16 protein-coding genes are annotated in these 23,554 nt (G+C 71.1%); 7 read left to right on the top strand and 9 right to left on the bottom strand.

The features are described from left to right. The first annotated feature begins 25 nt into the window (after window positions 1–25). A complete protein-coding gene (locus tag ACIPYQ_RS03465) occupies window positions 26–562 on the top strand; it encodes a GNAT family N-acetyltransferase (protein ID WP_361763770.1) in 537 nt (178 codons plus the stop codon). Here ACIPYQ_RS03465 and pulA read toward each other — a convergent pair. Together pulA and ACIPYQ_RS03455 are read right to left on the bottom strand one after the other, a co-directional pair. Then, on the bottom strand, window positions 549–5,897 hold the full coding sequence (pulA, locus tag ACIPYQ_RS03460) for a pullulanase-type alpha-1,6-glucosidase (protein WP_401245689.1): 5,349 nt from the start codon (window positions 5,895–5,897) through the stop codon (window positions 549–551). The two genes, ACIPYQ_RS03465 and pulA, sit on opposite strands and share 14 nt — an antisense overlap. Window positions 5,898–5,993: 96 nt before the next feature. Further along, complete coding sequence (locus tag ACIPYQ_RS03455; protein ID WP_401245687.1) at window positions 5,994–7,691, bottom strand: carbohydrate-binding module family 20 domain-containing protein; 1,698 nt, start codon at window positions 7,689–7,691, stop codon at window positions 5,994–5,996. Between the two features lie 436 nt (window positions 7,692–8,127). On the opposite strand from ACIPYQ_RS03455, the gene ACIPYQ_RS03450 reads away from it, so the two are divergent. Further along, window positions 8,128–9,951 (top strand): multicopper oxidase family protein, encoded by a 1,824-nt coding sequence (locus ACIPYQ_RS03450; protein WP_401245685.1) that lies wholly within the window; start codon window positions 8,128–8,130, stop codon window positions 9,949–9,951. Window positions 9,952–10,016: 65 nt separating this feature from the next. On the opposite strand, the gene ACIPYQ_RS03445 is transcribed toward ACIPYQ_RS03450, so the two are convergent. The 5 genes from ACIPYQ_RS03445 to ACIPYQ_RS03425 are packed head-to-tail and all read right to left on the bottom strand — an operon-like array spanning window position 10,017 to window position 15,876. Further along, on the bottom strand, window positions 10,017–11,018 hold the full coding sequence (locus ACIPYQ_RS03445) for a LacI family DNA-binding transcriptional regulator (RefSeq protein WP_361763758.1): 1,002 nt from the start codon (window positions 11,016–11,018) through the stop codon (window positions 10,017–10,019). Beyond that, window positions 11,015–12,664, bottom strand: coding sequence for a glycoside hydrolase family 13 protein (locus ACIPYQ_RS03440; protein WP_401245683.1), 1,650 nt, complete (start codon window positions 12,662–12,664; stop codon window positions 11,015–11,017). Before ACIPYQ_RS03440 ends, ACIPYQ_RS03445 begins: the two co-directional genes overlap by 4 nt. A 47-nt stretch (window positions 12,665–12,711) precedes the next feature. Further along, the gene (locus ACIPYQ_RS03435; protein ID WP_361763752.1) at window positions 12,712–13,554 is read right to left on the bottom strand and encodes a carbohydrate ABC transporter permease; all 843 of its coding nucleotides are present in this window, start codon (window positions 13,552–13,554) and stop codon (window positions 12,712–12,714) included. Window positions 13,555–13,556: 2 nt separating this feature from the next. Next, a complete protein-coding gene (locus ACIPYQ_RS03430; protein WP_361763749.1) occupies window positions 13,557–14,597 on the bottom strand; it encodes a sugar ABC transporter permease in 1,041 nt (346 codons plus the stop codon). A gap of 7 nt (window positions 14,598–14,604) precedes the next feature. Continuing rightward, window positions 14,605–15,876: an extracellular solute-binding protein gene (locus ACIPYQ_RS03425; RefSeq protein ID WP_361763746.1), complete on the bottom strand. Its 1,272-nt coding sequence runs from the start codon at window positions 15,874–15,876 to the stop codon at window positions 14,605–14,607. 222 nt (window positions 15,877–16,098) lie between these two features. On the opposite strand from ACIPYQ_RS03425, the gene ACIPYQ_RS03420 reads away from it, so the two are divergent. From ACIPYQ_RS03420 to ACIPYQ_RS03410, 3 genes are all read left to right on the top strand, one after another. Further along, window positions 16,099–18,285, top strand: a complete 2,187-nt coding sequence (locus ACIPYQ_RS03420) for an alpha-amylase family glycosyl hydrolase (protein WP_401245680.1) — start codon at window positions 16,099–16,101, stop codon at window positions 18,283–18,285. Window positions 18,286–18,311: 26 nt separating this feature from the next. Beyond that, window positions 18,312–19,352, top strand: coding sequence for a LacI family DNA-binding transcriptional regulator (locus tag ACIPYQ_RS03415; protein WP_361763740.1), 1,041 nt, complete (start codon window positions 18,312–18,314; stop codon window positions 19,350–19,352). Between the two features lie 74 nt (window positions 19,353–19,426). Beyond that, the gene (locus ACIPYQ_RS03410; RefSeq protein ID WP_401245678.1) at window positions 19,427–20,344 is read left to right on the top strand and encodes a phosphatase PAP2 family protein; all 918 of its coding nucleotides are present in this window, start codon (window positions 19,427–19,429) and stop codon (window positions 20,342–20,344) included. Between the two features lie 47 nt (window positions 20,345–20,391). On the opposite strand, the gene ACIPYQ_RS03405 is transcribed toward ACIPYQ_RS03410, so the two are convergent. Continuing rightward, window positions 20,392–21,555, bottom strand: coding sequence for a hypothetical protein (locus tag ACIPYQ_RS03405; protein WP_401245676.1), 1,164 nt, complete (start codon window positions 21,553–21,555; stop codon window positions 20,392–20,394). A gap of 190 nt (window positions 21,556–21,745) precedes the next feature. Beyond that, entirely contained in the window at window positions 21,746–22,297 is a 552-nt protein-coding gene (locus tag ACIPYQ_RS03400) for a DUF3291 domain-containing protein (protein ID WP_401245675.1), read from the bottom strand. 263 nt (window positions 22,298–22,560) lie between these two features. On the opposite strand from ACIPYQ_RS03400, the gene ACIPYQ_RS03395 reads away from it, so the two are divergent. Together ACIPYQ_RS03395 and ACIPYQ_RS03390 are read left to right on the top strand one after the other, a co-directional pair. After that, entirely contained in the window at window positions 22,561–23,013 is a 453-nt protein-coding gene (locus tag ACIPYQ_RS03395; protein WP_401245673.1) for a hypothetical protein, read from the top strand. Continuing rightward, entirely contained in the window at window positions 23,013–23,315 is a 303-nt protein-coding gene (locus ACIPYQ_RS03390; RefSeq protein ID WP_401245671.1) for a winged helix-turn-helix domain-containing protein, read from the top strand. Before ACIPYQ_RS03395 ends, ACIPYQ_RS03390 begins: the two co-directional genes overlap by 1 nt. Window positions 23,316–23,554: the final 239 nt, after the last annotated feature.

Here is a 23,554-nt window from a genome sequence, read left to right as displayed (position 1 = left end):
GCACCTGATCACCGATAATGCCCGCGTGATCATTGACGACGGGATCTTGTTCCGGCGGGCCGCGGAGAAGGACGCCGGCACGCTGGTGCGGCTGTACGACCAGGCCGCCCGCTGGATGCGGAAGCACGGGATCGACCAGTGGAAGCCCGGTGACAAGGACGCCGCCCACTTCCGCTCGCGCATGGGCGACGGCGAGGTGTGGCTCGGCGGCGACACCGACGGCCGGGTGGTCGGGGCGTACGAGCTGTGGTGGTCCGACGAGGAGGCCTGGGGCGTCCAGCCTCCGGTGGCCGGGTACGTCCACCGCCTGATGGTGGAACGCGAGGCCGCCCCCGCCGGGGCCGGGCGCCGCCTGCTCGAACATGCCGAGCGGCGGATCGCCAGGACCGGACGGGAGCGGGCGCGGCTTGACTGCGTCTCCACCAACCCCCGGCTGCTCGCGTACTACCGGGGTGCGGGCTACCGGGTGGTCGGGGAGCTCCCCAACAAGGAGGGGAAGGACGGCAGGACCTACGGGGTGATCCTGCTGGAGAAGCGGCTGGACCGGCTCAGCGTCGTGTGAAGACCGAGACGGTGCGGGCGGGGACGGTGAACTCTCCTGTCGTGGTGTCGTAGGCGGACCGCCTGACCGTGGGGTCCGAGCCGGCGGCCTGGACCGGGTGCAGCCGGTAGGCGGTGCCCGCGAGGGAGGGGACGCGCTGGGGCTGGGCGGTGGGGGTGGCGTTGAAGACCACCACGAGGTCGCCCAGGGTCATGGTGATCACGCCCGGGGTCTCGTCCTTGCCCGAGAGGGGGAAGGCCAGCCGCGACTGGACCGCCTCCGCCGTGGTGAGGGCGAACTCCGGCTCGGTGGTGCGGATCTTCAGCAGGTCGCGGTGGGCGGCCGCGGTGGCGGTGATGTCCCCGCAGGTGGGGGCCGGTGCCGTCAGGAGGGGCTTCGCGTAGGGCCACTTCGCGGCGTTGTCGGGGGCCGGGGGCAGGCCCCGGCCGAAGCCGTTGCCGCCGCGGCAGTCCCACTGGATCGCGTTGAACCAGTCGCCGCTGTCGTAGGAGTTGCGGTCCAGGGACTTGGAGCGCAGCAGGTCGGTGCCCGCCTGGGAGAGGGACGGGCCCTGCGAGAGGGTGGCCGTCGCCATGGCCAGGACCTGCATGCGGGCCTTGTCCGCGGTGCTCGTGGCGGGCGGGAGCTTGTAGGTCAGGGCGTCGGCGAGGGTCTCGTTGTCGTGGGCGTCCGCGTAGGCGAGGGCGTCACCGGGGGCGGCCGCGTAGCCGGCCGGGGCGCCGTTGTAGTCCACCTCGGAGCCCTTGGTGCGGCGGCCGGTGGTGTCGGTGAAGGCGTACGAGGCGAGGTTGCCCGACAGGCCCACCTTGATCAGGTCCTGGGCGTGCAGCAGGCGGGCCTTCTGCTCGGCCGGGGTGCCGTTGGCGGGCGAGGAGTTGGGGCTGGTGAACAGACCGGAGGCGAAGCCCTGGACGCGCGGGTCCTCGTCGAAGGGGCCGCCGCCGCGGACCGCGTCGCGCGCCCGGTCGGAGAAGGTGGCGATGCCGGTCCCGGCCATGTTCTTCTGCGTGGCCTGCACGAAGCGGGCGTCGTCGGCGATCTCGCCGAAGTTCCAGCCCTCCCCGTAGAGCACGATCTTCTTGCCGTCGACCCCGTCCTTGGCGGGGGTCAGGCCGTCGAGGGCCTTGCGGACGGCCAGGATGTTGGCCTTCGGGTGGTGGCCCATCAGGTCGAAGCGGAAACCGTCGACCTTGTACTCCTTCGCCCAGGTGACGACCGAGTCCACGACGAGCCGGCCCATCATGGCGTTCTCGGGGGCGGTGTTCGCGCAGCAGGTGGAGGTGGCGACGGTGCCGTCGGCCAGCAGCCGCTGGTAGTAGCCGGGGACGATGCGGTCGAGCACGGACTTGTCCGACTGGCCGGCGGCGACGGTGTGGTTGTAGACCACGTCCATCACCGTGCGCAGTCCGGACCCGTTCAGGGACTGGACCATCCTGCGGAACTCGACGGTGCGGGCCGTGCCGTTCGGGTCGCTCGCGTAGCTGCCCTCGGGGACGGTGTAGTGCAGCGGGTCGTAGCCCCAGTTGTACGCGTCCTTCGCGGCCGCGGCCGCCACGCAGGCCTGCTGCTCCTGCGAGTCCGGCGCGTACACCGTGAGGTCGCAGGCGGGCTCGGTGCGGTCGGCGGCCTTCTCCGGGATGGTGCCGATGTCGAAGGCCGGCAGGAGGTGGACGTACGAGGTTCCGGCGGTGGCCAGGTCGCGCAGGTGCCGCATGCCCGCCGAGGCGGTGTCGGTGAAGGCGAGGTACTGGCCGGGGTGGCCGCTGGTGCGGTCCGCGACGGAGAAGTCGCGGATGTGGAGTTCCTGGATCTGGGCGGAGGTGAAGGGGACGGCCGCGGGCTTGCGCAGGGTCTTCCAGCCGGGCGGGGCGAGCTTCGGGTCGGCCAGGTCCACGGCCAGGCTGTGGGTGGAGTCCGCGGTGAGGGCGGTGGAGTAGGGGTCGGTGACCAGGTTGCGGACGATCTGTCCGGTGGTCGGGGCCCAGACGGTGACGGCGTAGCGGTACGGCTTCCCGGTCCAGGAGCGTTCGCCGCGCACCGACCAGACGCCGGTGGCGTCGTCGCGGCGCATGGCGACCGTGCGGCCGTCGAGTTCGAGGGAGACCTGCTGGGCGGTGGGGGCCCAGACGGAGAGGGTGGGGCGGCCGTCCTTGAAGACCGGGCCGAGGGCAGCGGTCGTCGCGTACAGGTCGTCCAGGACGCCGGCGAGCTGGACGCCGGTGGCGGCGAGGACGGCGCCGTTCGCGGCGCGGGCGCTCGCGACGAGCTGGCCGCGCAGGGCCTCGCGGACCCGGTCGCGGTCGCGCGGGTCGACGGTGTGCGCGCCGTACGCGGCCAGGTGCGGGAACTTCTGCTTCTGGGCGGCGGTCAGCTCGGTCCGGGCCCCCAGGCGCAGCCACTGGGCGCGGCCGGTCAGGGTGCCGTTCTCCGCCTTGACGGCGCCTTCACTGGAGGCGAGGAGCTGTACGGAGGCGGCGGCCGCGGGGGCGTTCCAGGCGAGGGTGTCGCGGTCGATCCAGACCGCCTGGGACTTGGTGAGGTCCAGGGCGGCCGAGGAGCCGGCGGGCTGCGGCAGGAGGTACTTCTCCTTTCCGCCCAGCATCCAGACCTCGTGGCCGGTGGCCTTCAGGTCCAGGGACTGGTCGGAGGGGAGGTCCTTCTCGTCGCCCTTGTGGAGGATGTAGCTCAGGCTGGTGGCGCCGGCCGCGAGCGGGACCTCGTAGACCGCGCCGTAGGAGTCGGTGCGGGCGGGGAGCAGCGGCTTGGACCAGTCGGTGGGGGTCGCGGCGCCGGTCCAGACGTGCAGGCCCCAGCCGTCGTAGGCGCCGTCGGGGCGCTGATAGTGCAGGACGGCCTTGGCCTGGTCCTGCGGCGGGTAGGCGGGGCGGTCGGTGCGGGCGGGCTCCTTGCCCTGCTCCAGCCAGATCTCGCCGGTCTTCGTCACGTCGATGGTGCGGTCGGCGGCGACGTCCTTGTTCCCGTCCTTGTCGATGACGAGGTAGCCGACGGAGGAGGCGCCGGGCTTCAGCCGGACGTACGCGAAGGCGCCGTAGGCGTCGCGGCCGGTGAAGCCGTGGCCCTCGGGCCAGGGGGTGGCTTCGCCGTCGGCGAGGTCGCCCCAGGCGTAGAGGCGCCAGTTCGCGTAGTCGCCGTCGGGGCGGTTGTAGTGGACGACGGCGTAGTCGCGCTGGGTGGCGGTGGGGGCCTCGGTGGGCGGGGCCTGGCCGGCGACGGACTCGGCGAGGGCGCTCGCGGTGCGGCCGGCGGCGTCGACCACGACGGCCTTGTAGCGCAGGGCGGTGCCGGCCGGGGCGGTGACGTGCTGGGTGACCTTGTAGGGGGCGTGGTCGGCGGAACCGAGCACCTGCCACTTGCCGTTGCCGCTCTGCGCGGCGAAGACGACCCGGTTCAGGCCGCCGCCGGTGACGTCGGCGGAGAGCTCGACGGTGCCGGCGGCGCCGGGGGCCGGGGCCTTGAGGGTGAGGGCGGGCTTGGCGGTGGGCTTGGCGGCGGGGGTCACGGCCTGGAGGACGACGGAGCCGACGGCCGGGACGGGGACGGTGAGCTTGCCGGCCGCGGAGGCACGGATGAGCGCGGTGCCGCCGTAGAGGGTGCGGTACTGGGCGCCGGCCGGGGCGTCGATCTCGACGGTGCGGGACTCGGCTCCGTTGTTGGCGGCGACCAGGTACTCGGTGCGGGTCTTGGTGTCGGTGCGGGCGAAGGCGTAGACGGAGCCGTCGGCGAAACGTTCACTCTGGACGCCGTCGCGCAGGGCCGGGTGGGCCTTGGTCAGCTTCGCGAGAGCACTGATCTGCTGGTAGAGCGGGTGTCCCGGATCGTAGGCATCGCTCGCGTGCGTGCGCGCCGTTCCGAGCTGGTCGTCGTCCAGGTAGTCGGCGACCTGCGAGGCGAAGAGCGGCTGGCGGGAGTCCTTGTCGCCGCCGGCGCCCGTGAAGCCCTGCTCGTCACCGGAGTAGATCACCGGGTTGCCCCGGGAGAGGAACATCAGCTCGTTGGCCAGCCGGTAGCGGTCCAGCAGCTCCTGCTCCCCCGCGCCCGGCCGGTCCTGCTTCAGGAAGGTGCCGAAGCGGCCCATGTCGTGGTTGCCGAGGAAGGTCACCTGCTCGTAGGCGTTGGCCTTGTCGCTGGTGTACCGGTAGTCGTCGCCCAGGACGGAGGCCAGCCGGCCGGCTCCCGCGCCCTGGGAGGCGTACGCGCGGATCGCGTCCTGCAGCGGGAAGTCGAGGGTGGCGTCGAGGCGGCCGCGGGTCACGTACGGGGAGGTGACGGCGGTGTCGGCGGAGTAGACCTCGCCGAACATGAAGAAGTCGTCACGGCCGCGCTTGGCCGCGTACTGGTCGAGGGCGGTCGCCCACTGCGTCCAGAACTCGGTGTTGACGTGCTTGACGGTGTCGATCCGGAAGCCGTCGATCCCGAAGTCCTTGACCCACTTCTCGTAGATCTTCTCCATCCCCTCGACGACCTCGGGACGCTCGGTCCACAGGTCGTCCAGGCCGAAGAAGTCTCCCTGCTCGGAGGACTCGCCTGCGAACGTGGAGTCGCCCCGGTTGTGGTACATCGTCGGGTCGTTGAGCCAGGCGGGGACCTTGAGGTTCTTCTTCGCGTCGGGCACGAAGGGCGTCCTCGGGAAGGACTCCCCGTCCACCTTGGGGAACTTCGCCTTCCCGTCGGAATAGTCCTTGTCGTCGAAGGGCACGCCGTCCTTCGTCAGGTACGGGAACGCCCCCTTCGACAGATACGAGTAGGAGGCCTCCCGGTAGTCGACGACGTCGGCGGTGTGGTTGGTGATGACGTCGAAGAAGACCTTCATCCCCTTCCCGTGCGCCGTGTCGATCAGCCGCTCCAGGTCGGCGTTGGTGCCGAAGTGCGGGTCGACCTGGGTGAAGTCGGTGATCCAGTAGCCGTGGTAGCCGGCGGAGACGTCGTCGCCCTTGCCCTGCACCGGCTGGTTCTTGAAGATCGGCGCCATCCAGATGGCGGTGGTGCCGAGCCCCTTGATGTAGTCCAGCCGGTCGGTGAGCCCCTTGAGGTCGCCGCCCTGGTAGAAGCCCTTGTCCGTCGGGTCCAGGCCGGTCTGCAGGCGGGAGCCGGTCAGGCCGCCCCGGTCGTTGCGGGGGTCACCGTTCGCGAACCGGTCCGGGAGCACGAAGTAGAACTGCTCCCGGGTCAGGTCGTGCCGGGCCGGCTCGGCGGCCAGCTTCGCGTCCGAGGGCGGGGCGGGCGGCTTCGCGGCGGCGGCAGCCGCGGCGGGGAGGGCGGGCAGGAGCGTCACGGCCAGGGCGGCGGCGAGCACTCCTGCGGCAGGGCGTATCAAGGCAGGTCTCCTTGTGTACGTGTCGCACGGATGAGGGCCGCCCGGCGGTGGCGGGGAGAAAGGGTGCCGGGCGGCCCTGGTCGGTGGAGCGGCGGCTCAGTTGCGCCAGGTGTCGGTCAGCGTGACCTTGCCGCTCGCGGGGACGGAGGCGGTGCGGTTCGCGCCGCTCTCCCAGGTGACGTTGCCGGCGGCGTCCTTGCGGACGTACTTGTACGCGAAGGACGTGCCGGCCGGGAGGGTGACGTCGAGCTTCCAGACCGGGTAGGCGGCCGCGTCGAGCTTGAGGGCGGCGCCGGTGTTCCAGGCGCCGAGCTCGGCCCGGTCACCGGTGACGTAGATGTTCTGGCCCGGAACGGTGGTGGCGTTGACGGCGAAGGAGGCCCCGGCGGGTCCGGCCGGGGTGCCCGCGCAGGTCCGGGCGTTGACGTGCAGGGCGAGGGCGGTACCGGCGCCGAGGGTGGCGGTGAACTGCCCGCCCGCGCCCACGGTGACCGCGCGCCCGCTCTGGACGTCGCAGTAGTCGCCGGCGGGAAGGGAGGTCTGGAAGGTACGGGTGAGGGCCGAGCCCTCGTGGTTGAGGGCGACGTACGCCTTGGAGCCGCGGCCGAAGGCGATCTGGTCGCCGCCGTTGTCCCACCAGTTGGCGACGGACTGGCCGCGGGCCGCGTTGCGGAAGCCGACCATGGAGGAGATCTCCCGCCAGGCGTGCTGGCACTTCCAGCCGTCGGCGTAACAGGCGTTCACCGCACCGCCGTTCGGCGGGCCGGCGTCCTTGTCGGTCCACTCGTAGCCGGAGTGCACGTCCGGGGAGCCGTAGGGCCAGGCCAGCATGAAGACGCTCGCGAGGGTGTAGGCGGAGCCGTCCTTGTAGCTGAGGGTGTCGCCGACGCGCTCGGTGTCGTGGTTGTCGACGAAGACCCCGGCCTGGCCGCTGGGCATGTGCCCCCAGGCCTCGCCGAAGTTCTTCAGGTAGGCGAGGTTCTCGTTCTGGAAGACCCGCTTGAGGTCCCGGGCGTACCGGAACTCCTGCACGTCCCCGCTGCCGAGGTACTCGCTCGGCGAGACGGCCTCGCCGGCACCGTGTATCGCCTCCTGCTTCCAGTAGACGCCGGGGTTGGTCAGCCGGGACTTGATGTTGGCGAGGTCGGCGGCCGGCATGTGCTTGGCGGCGTCGATCCGGAAGCCGTCGACGCCGAGGGAGAGCAGGTCGTTGAGGTACCCGGCGATCCGGCCCCGCACGTAGTCCTCGCCGGTGTCCAGGTCCGCGAGCTGCACGAGCTCGCAGTTCTGGACGTTGGCGCGGTCCTGGTAGTTCGAGATGGTGGCCCGGCAGTCGTCCAGGTCGGAACCGGAGTAGACGCCCGGGTAGTTGTACTTCGTGTACGAACTCCCGCCGGTCCCCGTGCCGTCGCCGGCGGCCATGTGGTTGATGACGGAGTCGGCGACGACCTTCACACCTGCGGCGTGGCAGGTGTCGACCATGGCCTTGAAGGCCGCGCGGTCGCCGAGCCGCCCGGCGATCTTGTAGCTGACGGGCTGGTACGAGGTCCACCACTGGGGCCCCTGGATGTGCTCCTGCGGGGGCGAGACCTGCACGTAGCCGTACCCGGCGGGCCCGAGCGTGCTGGTACAGGCGGTGGCCACCGAGGCGAACTTCCACTCGAAGAGGACGGCGGTGACGTCCTTGTCGCCGGGGGGCGTGGCGGCTGCCTGCGGCCCGAGGGTCGTGAGCGTGGCGGCGGCAAGTGCGGTGGTGGCGAAAAGAGTTGCAGCTCTGGCGGCTCTGGCAGGCATGCGGGGGGCCTCCTGGCGGGAGAGGTGGGGATTGGAGCGACCGTAGGGGCCAGGTAGGAGCGCTGCAAGAGTTTGCGCAAGAGATTGCAGAATTGTTTCCGAGGCGTGTCCCACCCTGCCGGACGGGGCTCCCCGGACCGGCGACAATCACTCGATCCCAATTCCTGCTCACTTACTGCCCATATGGGCTCATTGAGCGCTTCTCGAACCGGACCGGCGCGCTGTGGCAACGCCCGGGAAGCGGCGCGGTATGCCTTCGGGGACACGCGGCGTCTGCGGAAGGCTGGAGACGATGGTCGAGCGAAGGAATTTCCTCATGGCCGGTGCCGCCGGAGGTGCGGCCCTGTTCACGGGGAGCGGTCCGGGCGCACCGGCGCACGCGGATCCCGGTCCCGGCGGTCATCACGGTCACGAACCGGCGCCCACGGACCCGCCGGTGACGCAGACCCCTCCGCTGGAGAAGTTCGTCGACCCGCTGCCCGTTCCGGAGACGGCCGTCCCCGACACCTCCGCCTATCCGGGAGCCGACTACTACGAGCTCACGATGCGGCCCGGCAGCTGGCGCTTCCACCGGGATCTCGGGCCCGCGAACGTGTGGGGCTACTGGGCGAAGAACCCGCACGACCGCCACGAGCCGATCGGCATGGGCTATCTCGGCCCCACCATCAGTGTGATCAAGGACCAGCCGACGGTCGTCAAGTACCGCAACAAGCTGCCGACCACCCACCTGTTCCAGTTCGTGATCGACGCGATCCGCAGCGGGGACCCCGAACTCGCCCCGATCGCCCCGCCTCCCTACGAGAGCCAGCCGCCCTTCCCCGACAACGTGAACGTGTGGAACGTCGTGCACCAGCACGGCGGTTTCACACCGCCGCAGTCCGACGGCATGCCGCTGCACTCGTTCAGCCCGGACGGCATCCACGCCGAGTCCTACACGACCCTGGAGCCGGACCGCGTCAAGCGCAACGAGGCGATCTGCGCGTACACCAACCACGAACGCTCGTCCCTGCTCTGGTACCACGACCACGGCATGGGGATGACCAGCATCAACGTCTACGCGGGCCTGGCCGGCCTCTACCTCATCCGCGACCCCGCCGACGAGCGGCTCGGCCTGCCGCAGGGCGAGTTCGAGATCCCGCTGATCCTGCAGGACCGGACCTTCCACGCGGACGGCTCCCTCGCCTACACCATGACCCAGCGGGAGGGCGAGGACACCCCGGTCGTCAACGGGAAGGCGTACCCCTTCCTGGCCGTCGAGCCGCGGCGCTACCGGCTGCGCATCCTCAACGCCTCGAACGAGCGCTTCTGGCGGCTGCGGATCGACCCTCCCCGGGACGTGGTGCTCCAGCCCAACCTCCCGTTCTGGCTGATCGGCACCGACGGCGGCTTCCGCGCCCCGCTGCAGATGCTGAACTTCCTGATCGGACCCGCCGAACGCTACGACCTGATCGTCGACTTCAGCGGGATGCCCATGGGCTCGAAGTTCACGTTGACGAACTACCACGCACCGGTGCACTACCCCGGAGTGCCCGGCCTGGGACCGGAGATCTCGGAGGTCATGCAGTTCCAGGTCACCAAGGAGCTGTCCGGTACGGACAGGAGCACGCCGCCCAGGCAGCTCAAGCTGCCGGCGGTCGTGCCCATCGAGCCGGAACCGCAGATCCGCCGCCGGGAATGGGTCCTGTACCAGCACAAGCTCTTCAGCACCATGACGTTCAACGCGGTGCCCTTCATGGAGCCGTCCCAGGACTTCGTCAAGGCCGGTACGAGGGAGATCTGGGAGTACGTCAATCCCAACCACGACGCCCACCCCATGCACGTCCACCTCGTCAACTTCCAGGTGCTGAACCGGCAGCCGATCGACGCCGCCGCCTACCAGGCGGACTACGAGAAGTGGATCGACGGTGGCCGCAAGGCGGCGGACAAGCCGGTGCTGGCGCAGTACTTCACCGGCCCGCCGATCCCGCCGGACCCGGACGAGGCCCTGTCCTACAAGGACACGTTCAAGTCCTACCCGGAGACGGTGACCCGGATCGTCACCGATGTCTGGAGCCCGCCGATGGAGCCGATCGCGGGCATTGCGAACAGCGGAACCGAACTCCCGGCGACGTACGTCCACCACTGCCACCTCCTCGAACACGAGGACGACGACCTGATGCGTCCGTTCACGATCGTCGACCCCGACGCCCCGGACGCCCCCGAGGGGGAACCGGGCGGCGACGGCGGACACGGCGGCGGGCACGGCGGCCACGGCCACTGACGGGATCGATCACCCGACGGGCTCCCGGCGGGGCGGAACAGGCCCGCACCGCCCCGCCGGAAGGTCTACGGCGCCTGGGCCGTGGAGCCCCTGACCACCAGTTCCGGCTGGAAGACGTACTCCGTGCGCTGGACCGGGGTGCCCGAGACCGCCTCCAGGAGGGCGCCCACCGCCGCCGTCGCCATCGCGCGGACCGGCTGGCGGACCGTCGTCAGCGGCGGGTCCGTGAACGCGATCAGCGGGGAGTCGTCGAAGCCGACCACCGACACGTCCTGCGGCACCCGCAGGCCCCGCTCGCGCGCCGCGCGGATGACGCCCAGCGCCATCGGGTCGCTGCCGCACACGATGCCCGTGCAGCCGCGGTCCAGCAGGGCCATGCCCGCCGCGTGACCGCCCTCCACCGTGAACAGGGTGCGCTGGATCAGGCCTTCGGCCTCCGCGTCCGGCACGGCGGCGAGGAACCCCTGCTCCTTGCGCGCCGACGGCACGTACCGCGTCGGGCCGATCGCCAGACCGATCCTCCGGTGGCCCAGGTCCTCCAGGTGCCGCACCGCGATGTCCGCCGCCGCGCGGTCGTCCGGGGAGACGAAGGGCGCGCTGATCTGCTCGTTGAAGCCGTTGATCAGCACGAAGGGAACCCCGCGCGCGGCGAGCCGCTGGTAGCGGGCCGGGTCCGCGTGGGAGTCCGCGTGCAGGCCCGACAGGAAGACCATCCCCGTGACCCCGCGCGCCTCCAGCTGCTCCACCAGCTCGTCCTCGGTGGCCCCGCCGGGGGTCTGCGTGCACAGCACCGGCGTGTACCCGTGCCCGGCCAGCGCCTGCTCTATGACCTGCGCGAAGGCCGGGAAGATCGGGTTGGTGAGCTCCGGGATCAGCAGCCCGACCAGGCCGTTGCTGCGCCGCTTGAGCCGTACGGGTCGCTCGTAGCCCAGCAGGTCGAGCGCGGCCAGCACCTTGTGCCGGGTGCCGGCCGCGACGCCCGCCTTGCCGTTGAGCACACGGCTGACCGTCGCCTCGCTGACCTGGGCCTGCGCGGCGATGTCCGTCAGCCGGAGGGGGGAGGTCACCCCGACGTCACCTGCCACCACACCGTGGTGTCGGCCGGCAGCACGCCGTCCTCGACCGTCGCACCGCTGGACAGCAGGGCCTTGCCGGCGACGGGGAACCGTACCGCCGTGCCGGTGGTGTTGGCGGTGCAGAGGAAGTCCCCGCGGCGGAAGACCAGGACGCCGGCGGGAGCCTCCTGCCAGTCCACCGACTCGCCCGCGCCCAGGTCCGGACGCTCGCGGCGCAGCCGCAGGGCGGCCCGGTACAGCTCCAGGGTGGAGGACGGGTCGCCGGTCTGCGCCTCCACGCTCAGCTCCGCCCAGGACTCCGGCTGCGGGAGCCAGCTGCCGCCGGTGCCGAAGCCGTACGGGGCCTGCGTACCCGACCACGGGATGGGGACCCGGCAGCCGTCGCGGAAGCCGTCCTGTCCCGCCGCGCGGAAGAACGACGGGTCCTGGCGGACCTCGTCCGGCAGGTCGGTGACGTCGGGCAGGCCGAGCTCCTCGCCCTGGTAGACGTACGCCGAACCGGGCAGCGCCAGCATCAGCAGGCTCGCGGCGCGGGCCCGCCGCAGACCGAGCTCGCGGTCGCCGGGCTCGCGCAGCTGGGTGCCGAGGCCCGCGGGGTTGGCGAAGCGGGTGGCGTGCCGGGTGACGTCGTGGTTGGACAGCACCCAGGTGGTGGGGGCGCCGACGGGGCGCATCGCGGCCAGCGAGCCGTCGATGACCTCGCGGAGCGCCGTCGCCTCCCAGTCGCTGGTCAGGTACTGGAAGTTGAACGCCTGCTGCATCTCGTCGGGGCGGACGTAGCGGGCCGTGCGCTCGACGGTCGGGGTCCACGCCTCGGCGACCAGGACGCGGTCGCCCTCGTACTCGTCGAGGATCCGGCGCCAGGAGCGGTATATCTCGTGGACGCCGTCCTGGTCGAAGAAGGGCATGACGTCGTTGCCGAGCAGCTTGAGCTGGTCCCTGGCGCCGAGGTCGGGCAGGCCGGGCGCCTTGACCAGGCCGTGGGCCACGTCGACGCGGAAACCGTCGGCGCCGAGGTCGAGCCAGAAGCGCAGGATCGAGCGGAACTCGTCCCGGACGGCCGGGTGCTCCCAGTTGAAGTCGGGCTGCTCGGGGGCGAAGAGGTGCAGGTACCACTCGCCGTCCTCGACCCGGGTCCAGGCGGGCCCGCCGAAGATCGACTCCCAGTCGTTGGGCGGCAGCTCGCCGTTCTCACCCTTGCCGGGACGGAAGTGGAAGCGCTCCCGCAGCCGGGACCCGGCGCCTTCGCGCAGCGCCTGCTTGAACCATTCGTGCTGGTCGGAGCAGTGGTTCGGGACGAGGTCGACGATGATGCGCAGGCCCAGCGCGTGGGCCTCGCGGATCACGGCGTCGGCGTCGTGCAGGGTGCCGAACATCGGGTCGATGGCCCGGTAGTCGGCGACGTCGTAGCCGGCGTCGGCCTGCGGGGAGGCGTAGAAGGGGCTGAGCCAGACGGCGTCGACGCCCAGCTCCTTGAGGTAGGGCAGGCGGCTGCGGATGCCTTCGAGGTCCCCCATGCCGTCCCCGTTGGAGTCGGCGAAGCTGCGCGGATAGACCTGGTAGATCACCGCGTCTCTCCACCAGCCGGGCAGGGTGCCGGTGGAGGTGGGAAGTGCGTCGGCGAGGTGCTGGGTCATGTCGTCCTTGGAGAGGTCGGGCCGGTGATGCGGGAACAGGCGGGTGGTCAGCCCTTGGTGGCGCCTGCGGTCATCCCGGCGACGAGGTGGCGCTGGGCGAAAACGAAGAAGATCGCCGCGGGGATGGCGATGAGGACCGAGGCGGCGCTCATCGCACCCCAGTTGGAGGTGTACTGGGTGACGAAGGTCTGCAGGCCGCCGGCCAGCGTGAGGTTCTCCTCGCCGACCATGAAGGCGGAGGCGTACGCGACCTCGCCCCAGGCGGTGATGAAGGCGTAGAAGCCGGTGACGGCGAGACCGGGCTTGGCCAGCGGCAGGATCAGCCGCCAGAAGGTGCCGAAGGGGTTGAGCCCGTCGACCCGGCCGGATTCGTCGATCTCCACCGGGATGGTGTCGAAGAAGCCCTTCATCATCCAGGCGCAGAACGGCACGGCGATGGTGAGGTACGTGATGATCAGACCGACCGGCTGGTTGAGCAGGCCGAGGTCGCCCATCAGGTTGTAGAGCGGCACGATGAGGATGGCCATGGGGAACATCTGCGTGATGAGCAGGGTCCACATGAGCGGCTTCATGCCGGGGAACTTGAAGCGGCTGACCGCGTATCCGGTGGTGGCGGCGATGAACACACCGAGGACGGTGGTGACGCCGGCGACCAGGACGGAGTTCGCGAACCAGCTGAGGAAGTGGCTCGACTCCAGCAGGTACGTGTAGTTGCCGAGCGACGGTTCCTTGATGAAGTCCGTGGTGACCGCGTGCTCGGCGGGCTTGAGCGAGGTCAGCAGGATCCACAGCACCGGGAACACGGCGATGACGGACGCGCCGAGCAGGGTGAGGTGCAGGCCCGCGGAAGCGAGCGGGGAGCGGCTGCCCCGGGTACGAGCGTTGGTCATGGTCACCACACCTCTCCCTGCTTGCGCAGCGAGCGCCGGTAGACCAGCGCGAAGATCATGAGCAGGGCGAGGATCAGTACGCCCCACGTGGCGGAGCCGGCGAAGTCGCGCGGGCTCGACACGAAGGCCTCGCGGAAGGCCTGGGTCACCAGGATCTCGGTGGAGTCGCCCGGTCCGCCCCGGGTGAGCAGGAAGATCACCGGGAACATGTTGAAGGTCCAGATGGTGGAGAGCAGGATCACCGTCATGCTCACCGCGCGCAGGCCGGGCAGGGTGATGTGCCGGAACCGCTGCCAGGCGCTCGCGCCGTCCATCTCGGCGGCCTCGTAGAGCTCACCGGGGATGGACTGCAGTCCGCCGAGCAGGGCGACCATCATGAAGGGGACGCCGAGCCAGACGTTGACGGCGACGACCGAGAACTTGGCCCAGGTCGGGTCGTCGAGCCACGGGATCGCGGCGATGCCGCCGCCGTCGAGGATCTTGTTGAGGATGCCGTTGTCGCGGTTGAAGAGGAACCGCCAGGCGAAGACCGAGACGAAGCCGGGGACGGCCCAGGGCAGGATCAGCGCCATCCGGTAGGCGGCGCGGCCCTTGAAGTCCCGGTTGAGCATGTTGGCCAGGACCAGGCCGAGCGTGAAGGTGATCGACACGCACGCGACGGTCCACATCACCGTCCACACCAGCCGCTGCAGGAACACCGGGTCGCTGAGGACGTCCACGTAGTTGTCGAGTCCGACGAACTCGTACGTCGCCTCGATGTGGCGGGCGCCGATGGTGCGCGAGACGTTGCGCTCGTTGGCGTCGGTCAGCGACAGGTAGATGCCGCGGACGAGCGGCCAGCCGATGATCACGCCGAGGACGAGCACCACCGGGGCGATCATCGTCCAGGCGTACCAGTGGGTGGCGAGGGCGCGCTTCAGCCCGCCCTTGGTCCCACCGGGGTCCTTGCTGTCAGTCCTGCGGCTCAGGCCGCGGGCGGCGACGTCGTTCTCGACGTCGTCGCCCGCGGCCTTCGCCACCGACTGGCTGGTGTGAGCAGCCATGGTTTCGTTACTTCCAGCCCTTGAGGATCTTGCGGAACTCGACGCCGGCCGTCTTGGCCGCGTCCTCCGGGCTCGACGCCCCGGTGATCGCCTTGGTGTATTCGACCTTCAGCGGCTCGAAGAGGGAGCCGTTCTCCGGGATCCAGGCGCGCTCGACGGCCTTGTCCACGGCCGGCTTGAAGAACTGGACCATCTCGCTGCTCTTGACGTCCGGCTGCTCGTAGGCGGCGGTACGGGTCGGCAGCAGGCTCAGCTCCTTGGCGGACTGCACCTGGACCTCCTGCGAGGTCATGTACTCGACGAAGGCGTGCGCGGCGGCCCGGTTCTTGGAACCGGCGTAGACGCCGAGGTCGTGGCCGCCCTGCGGGGCGCCGGCCTTCGCGGAGCCGGCCGGGACGGCGGCGATGCCGAGGTTGGCCTTGTCCTTGAACTGGTCACCGGCGTAGGTGTCGGCGACGGCCCACGGACCGTTGATCATCATGGCGGCCTCGCCGGACTTGAAGGCCGTCTGCATGTTGGTGTAGCCGTCCGTGGCGTTGGTGATCGCCGCACCGGAGGTGACCAGGTCGCGGGCGGTCTTGAAGGCCTTGACGCCCGCCGCGTTGTCGACGGTGACCGTCTTGTTCTTCGCGTCGACGAGGTCGCCGCCCTCGCCGTAGATCAGCGGGAGGAACCAGTAGGAGTCGTCGCCGCGCAGGTAGAGAGCGGCCTTGCCGGTCTTCCCCTTGATGGCGGCGGCGGCGGTCTTCAGCTCCTCCAGCGTCTTGGGGGGCTGGACGCCGGCGTCGGCGAGCATCTTCTTGTTGTAGAAGAGGCCGAGGGTGTCGATGACCTGCGGCACGGCGTAGGTCTTGCCCTCGTACTTGCCGCTGGCCGCGGCCTGCGGCAGGAACTCGCTGTCGACCTTCTTCGCCATGTCCGCCGGGACCTCGTCGAGGTAGCCGAGGGAGGCGAAGTCCGCGACCCAGCCGACGTCGGCGCGGATCACGTCAGGAGCGTCGGAGCCGCTGCTGAAGGCGTTCTTGACCTTGTTCTGCGCGTCGCCGTACGGGACGTTGACGTACTTGACGGTCACCTTCGGGTGCTTCGCGGTGAACGCCTCGGCGATCTTCTGGAAGCTGGCCTTCTCCGCGTCGTTCGCGGTGTCCCACCACGTGACCGTGCCGGAAAGCTCGCCGCCGGCCTTGACCTCACCGTCGTCCTTGGTGTCCCCACCGCAAGCCGTCGCCGCGAGCGCCAGGGTCGCGACCAGCGCGGTGGCCGCTATGCCACGCCGCATATGAACTCCTTCGATGATCCCGGCCGCGCCCTCGCGGTCCTGAGTTGCCAGGAACGTAACAAGACTGAAAGAGGACCGAAAGAGCTTGCGCAAACTTTCTGCAAGCGGAGGCGATCGTTACACCCGTGTGTCCGTACGGTTGCCGCAGCTTGCTGTTAGTTCGAGTCACCTTCGACTGCCCGGGCCCGCAACCAGGGGGTGTGTACCCGCGTTGACCCCGATATGACCCACGAGTCGACGGCCGTCCAGCTTGCAAGCTCTTCCAGCAACGCGACCGCGAGCGGTGGCTGGTGGCGCGATGCAGTCATCTACCAGGTGTACGTGCGCTCCTTCGCCGACAGCGACGGCGACGGCGTCGGCGACCTGCGCGGGGTCCGCTCCCGCCTCCCCCACCTCGCCCGCCTCGGGGTCGACGCCGTGTGGCTCACCCCCTTCTACGTCTCCCCCCAGGCGGACGGCGGCTACGACGTCGTCGACTACCGGGCCGTCGACCCGCTCTTCGGGGACCTCTCCGACGCCGACGAGCTCGTCCGGGCCGCGCACGAGCTGGGGCTGCGGGTCATCGTGGACGTGGTGCCGAACCACACCTCCGCGCAGCACCCGTGGTTCCGCGCCGCCCTCGCCGGGGATCCGGCGGCGCGGGCGCGGTACCTCTTCCGCCCGGGGCGGGGGGCCGACGGCTCGGAGCCCCCGAACGACTGGGAGTCGATCTTCGGCGGCCCGGCGTGGACGCGGGTCCCGGCGCCGGCAGGCGATGGAGGCACCTCCCGGCCGGAGGCGGGGGGAGAGTGGTACCTGCACCTCTTCGCCCCCGAGCAGCCGGACCTGGACTGGGACCACCCGGAGGTCGCCGCCGAATTCGCGTCCGTCCTGCGCTTCTGGCTCGACCTCGGCGTCGACGGCTTCCGCGTCGACGTGGCCCACGGCATGGTCAAGGCCCCGGGCCTGCCGGACATCGGCCGGGGCGCGCAGGCCACCCTGATCGGGACCGAACCGCTCCCCTTCTTCGACCAGGACGGGGTCCACGAGATCCACCGCGGGTGGCGCCGGCTCCTGGACTCCTACGAGGGCGACCGCATCGGCGTCGCCGAGGCCTGGGCGCCCACCTCCGAGCGCCTCGCCCTGTACGTCCGCCCCGACGAACTCCACCAGGCCTTCAACTTCCGCTTCCTCAATTGCCCGTGGGACCCCGCCGCGATGCGCACGGTCATCGACGAGTCCCTGGCCGCCACCACCTCGGTCGGCGCCCCGACGACGTGGGTGCTGTCCAACCACGACGTCGTACGCCATGTGACCCGGTACGGGGGCGGAGCCCGCGGCCTGGCCCGGGCCCGGGCCGCCGCCCTCCTGATGCTGGCCCTCCCCGGCTCGGCCTACCTCTACCAGGGCGAGGAACTGGGCCTCCCGGAGGTTTTGGACCTCCCGGACGAATCCCGCCGCGACCCCGCCTTCCGCCGCGGGCGCCGCCCGCAGATCCCCGAAGCCCCCGCCGGAACCGGCACCCAGGCCGAGACCCCGAACCGGGCCGATGCCGCCACCGAACCGGCCACCGCACCGCAGGCCGGACCAGGCGCCGGCCCCGCCGCTGCCACGCACGCGGCCACGAGCCGGACCGCCTCCGTGTCCGCACAGGCCGGACCCGCCGGCGGACCGCAGACCGGGGCGGTCAACGGAACGGGGGCCGGGCCGATTACCGGACCGCAGGCCGGGGCCGGCACTGGACCGCAGGCCGGAACGGGCGCCGGGCCGCAGGCCCAGGGATGCGCCGGGCCGCAGGCCGGAGCAGGTGGCGCGCCGGGGGCCAACCCGCAGACCGGGCCGGAGGCCGACCGGCAGGGCGAGCCGCAGGCCGGGCCGGGCACCGGGCCCGAGGCCCGGCGGGGTGCCGGACCGCAGGTCGATCCGCAGACCGGGCCGGAGGTCAATCCGCAGACCGGGCCGGAGGCCGACGGGCAGGACGGGATGCGTGACGGGTGTCGGGTGCCGATTCCCTGGTGTGGTGCGGAGCCGCCGTACGGCTTCGGGCCGACCGGGAGCTGGCTCCCGCAGCCCGCCGGCTGGGGCGGGCTCACCGTCGCCGCCCAGACCGGCGACCCCCACTCCACCCTGGAGCTCTACCGCGCCGCCCTGGAACTGCGCCGGGCGATGCCCGGCCTCGGCGCCCCGGAGGCCGGCACCGGCACCGGTCCCGCCGCCGAAGCCCCGTACCGCTCGGGGATGCACTGGCTGCCCGCGCCCGAGGGGGTGCTCCTCTTCACCCGCCCCGGTTTCGCCTGCACCCTCAACAGCCGCCCCGACCCGGTCGAGCTTCCCGCGCCCGGACGTCCCGTACTTTCCAGCTCCCCCGTGGAGACGGACGGCCGCACCGTCCGCCTTCCGCCGGATTCGTGCACGTGGTGGGCAATTTGAGCCTCCGCCCGGTACAGTCCAATCCCGTGACCGCACGGCTAGCCGACATCGCAGCCCAGGCGGGGGTCAGCGAAGCCACAGTCAGCCGCGTGCTCAACGGCAAGCCCGGTGTGGCCGCCGGCACCCGTGAATCCGTACTGGCCGCGCTCGACGTACTCGGCTACGAACGGCCCGTACGCCTGCGCCAGCGCAGCGCCGGGCTCGTCGGTCTGATAACGCCCGAACTGGACAACCCCATCTTCCCGGCGCTCGCCCAGGTCATCGGTCAGGCCCTGACCCGGCAGGGGTACACGCCGGTGCTGGCCACGCAGACGCCCGGCGGGTCCACCGAGGACGAGCTGACCGAGATGCTGGTCGACCGCGGGGTCTCCGGGATCATCTTCGTCTCCGGCCTGCACGCCGACACCACGGCCGATATGGGCCGTTATGACCAACTCCGCGGGCAGGGCGTCCCGTACGTCCTGATCAACGGCTTCTCCGACAAGGTGCAGGCCCCCTTCGTCTCCCCCGACGACCGCGCCGCGATGGTCCTGGCCGTCACCCACCTCACCGCGCTCGGCCACACCCGCATCGGCCTCGCGGTCGGCCCGAAGCGCTTCGTGCCGGTCCTCCGCAAGATCGAGGGCTTCCGGCTCGGCATGAAGGAGCGGCTCGGACTCGGCGAGGCCGAGGTCGAGGAGCTCATCCAGCACTCCCTCTACTCGCTGGAGGGCGGCCAGGCCGCCGCGGCCGCGCTGATCTCGCGGGGCTGCACGGCAGTGGTGTGCGCGAGCGACATGATGGCGCTCGGTGCGATCCGGGCCGCCCGCCAGCAGGGGCTTCGGGTGCCGCAGGACGTGTCGGTGGTCGGCTTCGACGACTCCCCCCTCATAGCGTTCACGGACCCGCCGCTGACCACCATCCGCCAGCCCGTGCAGGCAATGGGGCAGGCGGCGGTGCGGACCCTGCTGGAGGAGATCGGCGGTACGCCGGCCCCGCACAGCGAGTTCGTGTTCCTGCCGGAACTGGTGGTGCGCGGCTCCACGGCCTCCGGCCCGGGGCAGCGGCGCGCGGCGTCTCGTACCTGAGACGGACCGGCTGCGCCGAAGACCGTCCCGAGGGATGATCGGAGGCGAGAGCGCATCTGGCAGACTCTCTCCCCATGGGTGAATCGAGCGTGAAGACACTGGAAACTCCCCCAGCTACCGCCGGGGGTACCCCCAGTACGGATGTCTCCTCACCCACTGCGGTCGAGACGGAGACCCGCCCGGGTTCCGACAGTGCCGTCCTCTCCCGGCTGCGCGCCCCGCGCCGGCCGCGGATCTGGTTCGAGGTCCTGCTCATCGCGGTGAGCTACTGGACGTACTCGCTGATCCGGAACGCCGTGCCCGAACAGAAGACGATCGCCCTGGCGAACGCCGACTGGATCTGGGGGGTGGAGCAGGACCTCGGCATCGCCATCGAGGAGTCGGTCAACCACGCCGTCAACTCCGTGACGTGGCTGATCGTGGGCATGAACTACTACTACGCCACGCTCCACTTCATCGTGACCATCGGCGTGCTGGTCTGGATCTACCGTTTCCATCCGGGGCGGTACGCCGCCACGCGCCTGGTCCTCTTCGCCACCACCGGTGTCGCCCTGGTCGGCTACTACTTCTACCCGCTCGCGCCGCCCCGGCTGATGAACGGGCAGAACTTCGTCGACACCGTGCTGGTCCACCACACCTGGGGCTCGATGGCCTCCGGGAACCTCAAGCAGATGTCGAACCAGTACGCTGCGATGCCGTCCATGCACATAGGGTGGTCGCTCTGGTGCGGGCTGACGATCTTCGCGGTCGCCTCGGCCCCCTGGGCCCGCATCCTGGGTCTGCTCTACCCGACGGCGACCCTCGTCGTCATCGTGGCCACCGCCAACCACTTCTGGCTCGACGCCGTGGGCGGCATGATCTGCCTGGCCTTCGGCTACACGGTCTCGCGGTCCTGGTACGGCTCGATGCCGCACCGCCTGCCGCGCCACCCGCAGCCCGCCGGTCCGCACCCGGCGGCGGAACTGCTGAACCGCTTCCGGACCCGCGCCTGAGGACCTTTGCCTGAAGACCCGCGCCTGCGGACCTGCCCCGGTCCGGGTCACCAGCCGCGCAGCCCCCGTAGCCGCACCCGCCCGACGGCCGGCACGAGCTCCGTTCCGGGGGTGGCCGTACCCGGAGCGATCCGCTTCAAGGCCTCGGTGAGGGTGCGGGTGTAGGACGTGTCGATCAGGATGCGCGTGGTCTCGTAGGGGTCGCTGAGACGTTCCTCCGCGGCCAGGATCCGGTGCAGCAGGGGCGCCGCCACGGCCGCCGGGGCGCCGATCTCCCCGAGCCGGCGCACGGCCTCCTGCGTCGGCAGGGCCTGCAGGCCCGTCCAGTCCGGATCCGCCTCCGCCAGCAGGACCGGTACGGCCGGCTCCGCTTCCCCGGTGATCCGCCAGTACGCGTGCGCGGCGAACACCCTGGTCCACGCTCCGGGCGACGACTCCATCAGGCCGCGCACGGTGTCCGCCTGCGCGGCGGCCAGCGGGCCGAGATCGGCGAGGTAGGGCAGCGCGTGGCTGCCGCTCCCCGATGTCACGGCGGCGCCGCACACGTCGAGGGCGAGGGCCGGGTCCCCGGTGACCTTCCAGTGCGCCCAGGCGGCCAACCGCGTGTGGTGACGGCCGGCCCGTGGGGCGCGGCCGGTGACGAAGTCGACGAGCCGGTTCGCCGTCCCGGCCGCGGCGGGCCCGATCCGGCCGAGAACGCGCAGGGCGTCGTAGGCGAGGTCGGTGTCGAGGAACCGGGTCACCTCGGGCACGGCGGGCGCGGCGTCGGGCCCCCAGCCCGCGAGCACTTCGAGGCCGGCCTCCGGCCGGTGGCGGGTCTTTCGCAGCACGGCCCGCACGATGGGGAGGAGCCCGGCGGCGGGCGACTCGGCCAGGACGCAGGCCCACGGGCGCTGGGTGGGAAAACCGCCGTGCTCTCCGAGACGCTGCAGGGCCGGTACCCCCCGCGGGTCACCCGTGCCCGCGAGGGCGAGCGCGAGCACCTCCACGTCACGGTCGACGGCGGTCCCGTAGAACCCCCGCCCCTGACGCAGGGACGCGGCGATCCGGTCGGCATGCCGGGCAACGGCCCGGCCCGCCTGGACCAACGCGCGATCGGCGTGGTAGCTCGACTCCCGGGAACAGACCGCCTCGACGACGGCGTCCCAGCACGCCGGATCCGGCCGCCGGTACCGGTACACGGCCTCGACGGCGAGATCCAGCCGCCTCACGAGGCGACGGCGCGGGCGACGAACCCGGCCCGGGCGGCCGTGCTGTAGCTGCTCATGTCTCCCCCAGTACCTTCGCGATGAGCGTCAGCGGCGCACGTGCACGTGGACGTGGACGTGGCGTCAGAGCCTGTGCCCGGATCATGCCATAGCGCATGTCCAGGACCTGGACCTCTTTCCACGACCCGGTGGATCAATGGCCGGTCCGGCACGCCGCTTCTTTGAGCCTGGCCGGAGTCCCCTCCGGGGCGAACGAGTGGTGGAAGGTGAAGGCGTGCGGCGCGGAGCCGTGGTCGTGGAGGTGTTCCAGCCTGGAAACCCCGTCCTGCCAGGTGGGTATCACGCCGTCGGAGACCCACCAGCACACGTAATTCGGGTGCCCGGACCTCTCGAACCAGTCGTAGCGCCTGTTCAGCGCCTCACGGTGCAGACCGGTGTAGACGGCGTCGAAGGCGGGGCGCAGGTCGGTCCAGAGTGAGAGGGTCGTGGCCAGGGCGGTGGTTTCCACCGTACGGCCCTTGTCGTACCAGGTCGGTACGGCGAACTCTCCCCATGCGCCCCAGTCCGCCTCGAAGAGCATGCCCCGGTCACCGCCTGCCGCTTCGGCACGAGCGAGGTACCCGGGGTGCTGACCGATCTTCCGGTAGACGGCCTCACCACGGTCGTAGAACTCGCGCGTGAGAGGTCCTGGATCGGCGAGAGGTAACTGCAGGACGCCGAAGGTGTACAGAGCAAGATGGGGCATACGCCTCTCCTTGGTTGGCTCAGCCTGAATGAACTCCCGTGCGACCGTGGGCGATCGCCGAAGATCAGGTGAAGGTAGCCGCCTCTGCGGCACCTGTCGAAGTTGCGTTTTCCCTGCCCAAGTGGCCTCTTGCACCGGTCGTTGCGGACAGCCCCGACGGCCACGGCGGCGCCTGCCGCCCCCACCTTCTTTCCTCTCCGGAAAGAAGTGGTACTTTCCTTACGCGCAAGTACTCGGAAGATCGACGACCAGGGACGCCACCCATGACCGCTTACGACGCCCAGACCGCCCTCGACGCCATACACCACCGCCGGGAACAGACGCTTGACGCATACGTGCGCCACGCCCAGTCCCGCCCCTACGCGATCGTCGCGGCGCTGGGCCTGTTCGCCGTGTGCTCGTCCTTCGATCTGCCGAACCCGTGGAACACCGCCGCCGTCCTGGCGGGGAACGGCCTGGTCCTGGGCGGGCTGTTCGTGCACCAGCGCCGGGCCCCCGTCCGCCGGAAGACCACCGGCTCGGAGGCGCTGTTCTACGCGGCCGTGGGGGTCCTCCTCGTCGGGCTCTTCTGGACGGTGGCGATCGGCGCCTACTTCCTCGGCCTGCCGGCGCGCCACACGCTCGCCGCGGCCGTCACCGCCCTGGCGGCCGTGGTCGGCTCGTACGCGTTGCGCCCGGTCGTCGAGAGCATCGTCCGCGGCAACGGCCACGGCTGATGGATCCCGACTTCGACGAGTTCCTGCACGTTCCGGCGCGGCTCTCGGTCGTCGCGCTCCTGGCTCCGGCCGACTGGGTGGAGTTCGGCTTCGTCCGGGACGCGGTGGACACCAGCGACTCGGCCCTGTCCAAGCAGATCGCCGCCTTGGCGGACGCCGGATACGTCGAGGTCCGGAAAACACGGACCCCCACGGGCCGGCACACCCACCTCCGCCTCACCCCGCACGGGCGCCAGGCCTTCCAGCGGCACGCCTCGGCGCTGGAGCGAATCGTGGCGGCGGCCCGCAAACCCCTGGAATAGCCGACTCGGCCTTCGCCGCCCTCGCGCCCGGCGGCGCGGTGGCGTTGTTCTGGAACCCGCAAGGGGTGCACGATGCGGAGTTGCACGCCGCCCTGGCCGAGGTGGACCGCCGGCACGGGATGGCCGGTGCCCCGCACAGTGAGCCGGCCTCCGCGCTGGGCAGGGCTGCCCGGCCGGCCCGAGGAGGAGTGCCGGCGCTACCGCATCCTGCACTCCGACCGGCGCGAGCAGATTCTCGC

It is taken from the genome of Streptomyces sp. NPDC090045 (genome assembly GCF_044747975.1).
Taxonomy (GTDB): Bacteria; Actinomycetota; Actinomycetes; order Streptomycetales; family Streptomycetaceae; genus Streptomyces.
The sequence above is the reverse complement of the archived record's forward strand: the minus strand, read 5'-3'. Positions and strand labels throughout refer to the sequence as shown.